Source organism: Streptomyces flavofungini, from assembly GCF_041028215.1.
Lineage (GTDB): Bacteria > Actinomycetota > Actinomycetes > Streptomycetales > Streptomycetaceae > Streptomyces > Streptomyces flavofungini_B.
Window position 1 is genome coordinate 1 of the sequence record NZ_JASKYR010000372.1, and the last position, 7,823, is coordinate 7,823.

A 7,823-nucleotide genomic window follows, 5' to 3' on the forward strand; every position below is an offset into this window, starting at 1 on the left:
CGCCGCAGCCGCACCGGCTCGAAGGTGCCCCTGATCGCCGCCGTCGGCGTCGGCATCGCCGTGCTCGGTGTCGGTGCGGGCGCGCTCCTGAGCTCGGGCGGCGGCGATGAGGACAAGGCGGCCGACGGCAAGCCCGTCTCCGCGTCCGCCCCCGCCGACAAGCCCTCGCCGACCGCCGACCCCGCCAAGGAGCAGGCCGTCGCCCTGGACAAGCTCCTGGCCGACAGCAACAACAGCCGCGCGACGGTCATCAGCTCGGTGCGCAACGTGGGCCGGTGCCAGAACCTCGGCCAGTCCGCCAAGGACCTGCGTGGCGCCGCCAAGCAGCGCAACGACCTGGTCGCGCGGCTCGCCGAGCTGAAGGTCGACAAGCTCCCGGCCAACGACCAGCTCACCGCCTCCCTCAACAGGGCCTGGAAGGCGTCCGCGTCCGCCGACAACCACTACGCCGCGTGGGCGGACCAGGTAGCGGGCAAGAAGGGCTGCCACAAGGGCCGCGCCCGCACCACCTCGGAGCAGGCGGCGGGCAACCGCGCGAGCGGGAACGCGACCACGGCCAAGGAGCAGGCCGCGAACCAGTGGAACGCGATCGCCCGCAAGTACGGCCTGACCACGCGCGAGAAGACCCAGCTCTGAGCGGCGGGCCCGGGGGCCGGGCAGGGCGGATGCCGCTCGGCCCCCGGGTCAGGCGGTCTGCTCCAGCGTCGCCTCGACGTCCACGAACCCGCCCCGGGCGGGGACGAGCCTGCCGTCCCTCACGGTCTGGAAGGTGACGCCGGAGTTGATCAGGCGCGGGTACTCACTGGCCGCGATCAGGTCCTCGAAGCGCCAGCTCAGCGTGGGCGTGAGACCGCCCGTGCGGACCCGCAGGCCGTCGTCCAGGGCGCGGCGCAGGGTGCGCGCGGACACCTCACCGCCGTCGAGGGACTCCACGGCCTGCTTCAGGACGGTGTAGGCGATCCAGGTGGTCTGCACGCCCGCGTCGGCCGGGTCGACCCGGTTGTCGCCGAAGGCCTGCTCGCGGATGACCTTGCGCATCCCGCCCCACCTGGAGTCGCCCGACGCCGGGTACCAGCCGGTGACGTACGCCCCTTCGTAGGGGCCGCTCGCGCCGCCGGTGCGGTCGATGAGGGACTGGTCGACGCTGCCGAGCACCGAGGAGATCCGCACCGACGGGTAGTCCGCCCTGGTGCGCCGGAAGGAGTCGTAGAAGGTGTCGGTGCGCGCCCCGAGCGCGGCGGTCACGCAGCCGCCCCTGGTGCCCGCGCCCTTGAGCGCCTGCTCGGCCTGCGGGGTGAAGTCGGTGCCGTCCTCGGGGGCGCGGATGTCGGCGACGGGCTTGTGGTGGCCGTCGGCGAGCCCCGCGTTGAGCAGCTTGGGCAGCTCGTCGCCCGCCAGGGTGTCGGGGCGTACGAGGGAGACGCGGTCGCAGCGGGCGGCGAGCTGGCGGCCGTTGCCCGCGAGGAGGGCCGGTTCGCCGCCGTTGACGGGATAGGACAGCGGGCTGGAGAACTCGTCGTCGGTGATGCCGTAGCCGCCGATGTAGGGGATGCCCGCGCCCTCCAGCGGGGCGAGGAAGGAGCGGCCGTGCTGGCTGTACGCGCCGACGACCGCCGCCACCTCCTCGTCGACCGCCTTGCGCGCGCACTCGGCGGCGCCCGCCGCGTCATTGTGGTCGTTGCAGGTCAGGACCTTGAGGTCGCGGCCGTCGAGGCCGCCGTGGGCGTTGACCCAGCGGGCGAACGCCTGGGCCATGGCGGGGACGCCCGGCTTGTTGGTGGCCTTGGTGTTCTCGGGGGCCCAGGTCATGACGGTGATGGGGTCATCCCCGGAACCCCCCGTGGTGCCAGGGATGACCCCGCATCCAGCGGTCAGAGCGACGCACGCCGCCGCCGCGGCCGCTGCGAGCACGGCGTGTCGGGTGGGGCGGGGGAGGAAGGTGCGTCGCCGGCCGGTCATGTCCCCGGACACTTCCGGTCAAGGACCAACCCGGGAGTGACACGTTCTCAACGGACGGTGACATCACGGTGAACGGGCGGGGGCTGGTTCGCGAGCGTGGCGTGGGAACGTACGATCGATGACCGTGCAAGGTTCGGAGAACTCTTCCCGTCGCGGCCGTCGCTCCAGCACCATGGGTGGCATGCCGACCAACGACATGCCGTGGTGGCGCTGGCGCAGCAACGTGCGCTCGGCGCTTCACATGCTCTCCGACCCCGACTTCCAGCGGGAGTGCTGGCTCGCCGGGCGCGAGGAGTACGGGGACGTGACCGACGCCGTGTACCGGCTGGTCGAGGACACGTGGCTGGACAACTGGTCCGCCGAGAAGTACGTCGGCACGATCTTCCGTGACCCCCAGGAGGCGGCGCTCGTCGACACGGCCGTGCTGCGGGTCCTGCGCATCATGCACGAGGTCGGGCCCGACGCGATGGTCTCCGTCTACCTCCAGCACCCGGGCTGGCCCGAGGCCGTGCGGGCGGCGCGCGACGCGCACGTACGCCTCGCCGCGGGCGACGGGGAGGACCCGGACGAGCCGCCGCGCACCCTTGAGGTGCTGCGCATCCTCACCCGCTCGGCCTGAGCCGGTCCCGGCTCGCGGGACGATTGCCCGCGGCGCGATCCGCTGTGGGAACCTTGCCTGCATGAACGAGCAGTCCGTGGCCCCCGCCGTCCCCGCCGAGCAGTACGTGCTGACCCTCTCCTGCCCCGACAGGCAGGGCATCGTGCACGCCGTGTCGAGCTACCTCTTCATGACCGGCTGCAACATCGAGGACAGCCAGCAGTTCGGCGACCACGACACCGGCCTGTTCTTCATGCGGGTCCACTTCTCCGCCGAGGCCCCGGTCACCGTCGACAAGCTGCGGGCGAGCTTCGCCGCGATCGGCGACTCCTTCCAGATGGACTGGCAGCTCCACCGCGCCGAGGACAGGATGCGCGTCGTCCTCCTGGTGTCGAAGTTCGGGCACTGCCTGAACGACCTGCTGTTCCGCTCGCGGATCGGCGCGCTGCCGGTGGAGATCGCCGCGGTCGTCTCCAACCACACGGACTTCGCCGAGCTCGTCGCCTCGTACGACATCCCCTTCCACCACATCCCGGTGACCAAGGAGAACAAGCCGGAGGCCGAGGCGCGGCTGCTTGAGGTCGTGCGCTCGCTCGACGTGGAGCTGGTCGTCCTCGCCCGCTACATGCAGGTGCTCTCCGACGACCTGTGCAAGGAGCTCAGCGGCCGGATCATCAACATCCACCACTCCTTCCTGCCGAGCTTCAAGGGCGCGAAGCCCTACCACCAGGCCCACGCGCGCGGGGTGAAGCTGATCGGCGCGACCGCGCACTACGTGACGGCCGACCTCGACGAGGGGCCGATCATCGAGCAGGAGGTCGAGCGGGTCGGCCACGGGGTCACCCCCGACCAGCTCGTGGCGATCGGCCGTGACGTGGAGTGCCAGGCGCTCGCGCGGGCCGTGAAGTGGCACGCGGAACGCAGGATTCTGCTGAACGGCCGCCGTACGGTCGTCTTCGCCTGATCCGGGCCGGGGCGCCGTTCACATCCTGCTGAGCGACGCCGCCGAGAACAGGACGTCGCGGATCGCCTCCCGGTCGCCGTCCTGACCGGCCGCGGCCTCCTCGGGGGAGACATGGCCCGCGGCCAGCCGGCAGAACTCCACGCCGTCGAGCGCCACGTGCGCGACCTCGCGCTCGGCCGACGCGGCGGCGCCCGGCGAGTCCAGCGGGATGAACCACTCGCCGCCGCCGAGGCCTTCGATCTCCAGGCGCAGGCTGCGGCCCGGCGCGCCCGCCGCGACCAGGTCGCGGGAGGGCGAGGCGAGACCGGCGCGGCGGCGGCCCGCCAGGGTGCCGGGGAGCATCCGCGCGGCGAGGTCGATCATGCGGTGCAGATGCCGGGGCGCCGGCGGGTCGTAGGGGTAGGCGACGGCGTCGGCGATGTCGCCCGCGTGGATCCAGCACTCGAAGGCGCGGTCCACCATCGCGTCCCGCAGCGGCAGCTCGATCCGTCGGCCGGGACCGCCCGCGCCGTCGGGCATCGTTCCGTACGGCACGGGCATGCGTCCGGAGCCGTCGCCCGCGAACGACACCGTGCGGATCAGCTCGTGCGTCTGATCGCGCCAGGGGCCGCGCACGGCACGGGTGGGCGGGAAGTACGAGGCGCGCCAGTACGCCTCCGTGCGGTCGGCGGGGAGCTGGGGCTCCTTGGCCTTCGGGCCGAGCGGGTCGCCGAGGCCGAGGGCGGTCCCGACCAGGCCGTCCACGGCGAGCAGATGCCCGATGACGCCGGCCACGGTGGTCTTGCGGCTCACCGGGCCGCCCTCCTCGAACCAGCGCAGCCGCACGGGCGCGTGCCACTCGGAGTCGCCGATGTCGCGCAGCAGGGCGTCGAGCCGGGCGCTCTCCGCGTCGTAGGGCACGGCCCACTCGGGGACCGGGATGCGCGGCGGACGGCGGCCGAGGCAGCTCTCCAGGACGCGGGTGCGCAGCCCGGGATCGAGGTCGAGGCTCTCCTCGGGGTGCAGCAGGCCGACGGCGTCCCGCAGCCGCAGCGCCTCCTCCGCGCAGGGGCCGCACTCGCCGAGGTGCTCCTCCACGGCGGCGGCCTCCTCCGTGGAGCAGGCGGCCAGCGCCCAGGCGCCGAGCAGGGACTTGAGAACGGGGTGCTCCAGGACGAGCGGGCCGGGCGGCGGGTCCGCCGGCGGGTCGGGCAGCGGGAGTCCGGTGTCCTCGACGGAGGACCGGGGCGGGGGTATGCGGGGCACGGCCGGGCTGCCCTGTCCGCCCCGCTCCTCCGGGCCGTCCGGCCCCTCGACCGGCTCGGAGCGGTCCGAGCCGGTCACAGCGCCGTCCCGTAACCGGACGAGGAGCCGGGGGTGTGGCTCGCGGCGGGGCCGTCGGTGTCGTTGGCCGTGGAGAGGAGCTGGAGGCCGAGGCGGAGCCTGCGGCGGGCCTCGTCCTCGGTGACGCCGAGGTCGGCGGCGGTCTGGCGGTAGTCACGCCGCTGGAAGTACGCCAGTTCGAGCGCGGCCCGGAGCGGGGTGGGCATGGCCGAGACGATGTAGTCCGCGCGGGCCGCCGCGGAGGCGCGGCGGACCTTGCGCTCCAGGTCCTCCGTGGTGCCCTCGCCGCCGCGGGCGAGGGCGGCCGACTCGGTCTGCCGGAGCCTGCGGACGGCCCGCTGGTGGGCGAGCGTGGCGATCCAGGAGCGCAGCGGGCCCTGCTTCGGGTCGTAGGCGTCGGGGTTCTCCCACACGTGGGCGAAGACCTCGCGGGTGATGCGGTCGGCGCCGCTCTCGTCGCCGAGGACGCGGTGGGCGAGGCCGTGCACCAGCGAGGCGAAGCGGTCGTACAGCTCGCCGAGCGCGGCCGCCTCGCCGTGCGCGAGACGCTGCTGCATCCTGCGGTCCCAGCGCCGCGGCGCGTCCTTCGGCATGCGGCCCCCTCTGCGCTCGCCGTGTCCGACTCTCCCTCGAATGTAGTCGGCGCCGCTGAGGGAGCACCTCTGTTTACGGCAAAGGGCGTTCCTCGCCGAGGGCCGGATGATATTGACGCGAGGATGCTGGTGTTTCATGGGAGGAGTAGGTGGGCAGCCGAGGCTGAACGAAGCGTAGGGACCGCTTCCGGATCACTTGGGGCCGGAGGGAAGAGCAGGCGAGCGAGAGGCGTGACGCGTGACGCTCAAGGTGACGGTGGGCGAACAGGACGGCTGGGCCGTGCTCTGCGTCTCCGGCGAGATGGACCTGCTGACCTCACCCGTCCTGCGCCAGCGTGTGCACGAGGCGGTGGCCGACGGCCGCCGCAGCGTCGTCCTCGACCTCTCCGACGTGCTGTTCTGTGACTCCAGCGGGGTCGGCGTACTGATCGCGACCCGCCGCCTGATCCGCTCCTGCCAGGGCCGTCTGCGCCTGATACTCCCGGCCCAGGGCGCCGTCGACGGCTCCCATGTCAACCGGGTCCTCGCCGCCCTCGGCGTCCGCAGGCTGTTCGAGGTCTACCCCGATGTCGCCGAGGCCCTCGACGAGCAGGCGGCACCGCTCTCCGCCTGAGAGTCACCTCACACCCCGTGACACACCTCTGTCCCAGGATGCGGGCGGTCCTGCGACAAGCCCCGCTTTCCCGCTCCCGGGCGGCCCGGTACGACGTACGCTCCTGCTGCCGGGGTACTCAACCCCCTGAACTGCACCCAACCGCGGAAAAGAGGCGGCCCGAAGACCATGGACAGTGCCGAGTACGAGCGTAAGATCGCGGCCCGGTTCGCCACCTTCGATCAGGACGGCAACCAGTACATCTCCCGTGAGGACTTCAGCACGGCGGCCGCCGCCCTGTGCAAGGAGTTCGGGGCGACGGCGCGGTCCGACCAGGGGCAGGCCCTCTATCTGGGCGCCGAGGCGTTCTGGCAGGGCATGGCCGGGATAGCGGACCGTGACGGGGACCAGCGCATCACGCAGGGGGAGTTCGTCGGCGGCGCGGTGAAGCGGCTGCGGGACAACCCCGAGCGGTTCGCCGAGATCGCCCGGCCCTTCCTGCACGCCGTGATCGGTGTCGCCGACACTGACGGCGACGGCTCCGTGGCCCCCGCCGAGGCCGAGCGCGCGCTCAAGGCGCTCGGCGTGCCCGACGACGTCGCGGGCACGGTGGCGGCCGGTCTCGACGCGGACGGCGACGGACGCGTGTCGGAGCAGGAGATCGTGACGGCCTTCGCCCAGTACTTCACGGTTCCGGAGTGAGCGGCGTGCCCGGAGTCTCCGCCGCGCGCGTGTAGCGCTCCCGCAGTCTGTACTTGAGCACCTTGCGCAGCGTCTCGTTGCGGGGAAGCGCCTCGACGACCTCCAGTTGTTCCGGCAGCTTGTAGGGGGCGAGGCCTTCCCCGCGCAGATACGCGGTCAGCGAGGCCAGCGTCGGCTCCCCGGCGCCCGCCCGGCGCTCCACCACCGCGCAGACCCGCTCCCCGCGTTCGGCGTCGGGCAGGCCGATGACCGCCGCGTCACCGACGGCGGGGTGGCCGTGCAGGAGGTCCTCGATCTCCTTGGCGGAGATGTTCTCCCCCTTGCGGATGATGACGTCCTTCGCGCGCCCGGTGAGCACCAGGTGGCCGCTCCGCGTCAGGTGCCCGAGGTCCCCGGTGACCAGGAATCCGTCGGCGTCGAAGGCGGCCCGGGTCTGCGCCGGGTCCACGTAGCCCCGGCAGACCGCCTCCCCGCGCAGCCGCACCTCGCCGTCCGCGTCGGGGCCGAGTTCCTTCCCGTCGGCGTCGGTGATCCGGATCTCCATGGCGCCGGGCGGCCGCCCCTCCGTCGTCGCCAGGTTCTCCGCCGTGTCGTCGGGGTCCCCCATGGTGATCATCGGGACCTCCGTCATGCCGTAGCCGTGGGTCAGTTGACAGCCCATCTCGCGTACGACGGCGTGGTAGATCTCCGGCGGCTTGGGTGCCCCGCCGCCCGCCAGGAGCCGCAGGGTGGGGATCACCTTCCGGCCGGGAGGCATCTTTCGCTGCTCGGCCAGGAACATCGAGTAGAAGGCCGTCGAGCCGCCCGCGACGGTGACGCCGTGCCGCCGGTAGCCGTCGAGCGCGCCCGGCATCGCGAAGTGCTCGAACAGCACCGCGGGGAAGCCGTAGAGCAGCAGCATCACGGTGTAGTCGGGGCCCGCGATGTGCGCGTAGGGGAACGCCATCGAGCCCACGTCGAAGGCCCTCGGCCGCAGCGCGTGGGCGAGGCAGGAGCCGCCCGCGATCAGTGAACGGTCGGTGTGCAGCACGCCCTTGGGGTCGGACGTGGTGCCCGAGGTCCAGTAGATCCAGCGCACCTCGGTGCCGTCGG

9 protein-coding genes are annotated in these 7,823 nt (G+C 72.8%); 5 read left to right on the top strand and 4 right to left on the bottom strand.

What is annotated here, in order from left to right; all coding sequences use genetic code 11:
* The coding region (locus AB8Z36_RS23900) for a hypothetical protein (protein WP_369215422.1) at nt 1-636 on the top strand (636 nt) is incomplete at its 5' end.
* Between the two features lie 48 nt (nt 637-684).
* Here the strand turns inward: AB8Z36_RS23900 and AB8Z36_RS23905 are convergent.
* The gene (locus AB8Z36_RS23905) at nt 685-1,959 is read right to left on the bottom strand and encodes an ABC transporter substrate-binding protein (protein ID WP_369215423.1); all 1,275 of its coding nucleotides are present in this window, start codon (nt 1,957-1,959) and stop codon (nt 685-687) included.
* A gap of 118 nt (nt 1,960-2,077) precedes the next feature.
* Between AB8Z36_RS23905 and AB8Z36_RS23910 the strand changes: the two genes are divergently transcribed.
* Both AB8Z36_RS23910 and purU read left to right on the top strand, forming a co-directional pair.
* A complete protein-coding gene (locus tag AB8Z36_RS23910) occupies nt 2,078-2,578 on the top strand; it encodes an SCO4402 family protein (protein WP_369215424.1) in 501 nt (166 codons plus the stop codon).
* 61 nt (nt 2,579-2,639) lie between these two features.
* A complete protein-coding gene (gene purU / locus AB8Z36_RS23915; protein ID WP_369215425.1) occupies nt 2,640-3,521 on the top strand; it encodes a formyltetrahydrofolate deformylase in 882 nt (293 codons plus the stop codon).
* 18 nt (nt 3,522-3,539) lie between these two features.
* On the opposite strand, the gene AB8Z36_RS23920 is transcribed toward purU, so the two are convergent.
* A complete protein-coding gene (locus AB8Z36_RS23920; protein ID WP_440581986.1) occupies nt 3,540-4,844 on the bottom strand; it encodes a zf-HC2 domain-containing protein in 1,305 nt (434 codons plus the stop codon).
* Nucleotides 4,841-5,437, bottom strand: coding sequence for a sigma-70 family RNA polymerase sigma factor (locus AB8Z36_RS23925; protein WP_369215426.1), 597 nt, complete (start codon nt 5,435-5,437; stop codon nt 4,841-4,843). The genes AB8Z36_RS23920 and AB8Z36_RS23925 overlap by 4 nt, the downstream gene beginning before the upstream one ends.
* A 238-nt stretch (nt 5,438-5,675) precedes the next feature.
* Here AB8Z36_RS23925 and AB8Z36_RS23930 point away from each other — a divergent pair, with 238 nt between their 5' ends.
* Together AB8Z36_RS23930 and AB8Z36_RS23935 are read left to right on the top strand one after the other, a co-directional pair.
* The gene (locus AB8Z36_RS23930) at nt 5,676-6,050 is read left to right on the top strand and encodes an STAS domain-containing protein (protein WP_369215427.1); all 375 of its coding nucleotides are present in this window, start codon (nt 5,676-5,678) and stop codon (nt 6,048-6,050) included.
* 168 nt (nt 6,051-6,218) lie between these two features.
* Nucleotides 6,219-6,731: an EF-hand domain-containing protein gene (locus tag AB8Z36_RS23935; protein WP_369215428.1), complete on the top strand. Its 513-nt coding sequence runs from the start codon at nt 6,219-6,221 to the stop codon at nt 6,729-6,731.
* Here the strand turns inward: AB8Z36_RS23935 and AB8Z36_RS23940 are convergent.
* The coding region (locus AB8Z36_RS23940) for a class I adenylate-forming enzyme family protein (RefSeq protein WP_369215429.1) at nt 6,715-7,823 on the bottom strand (1,109 nt) is incomplete at its 5' end. The genes AB8Z36_RS23935 and AB8Z36_RS23940 overlap by 17 nt on opposite strands.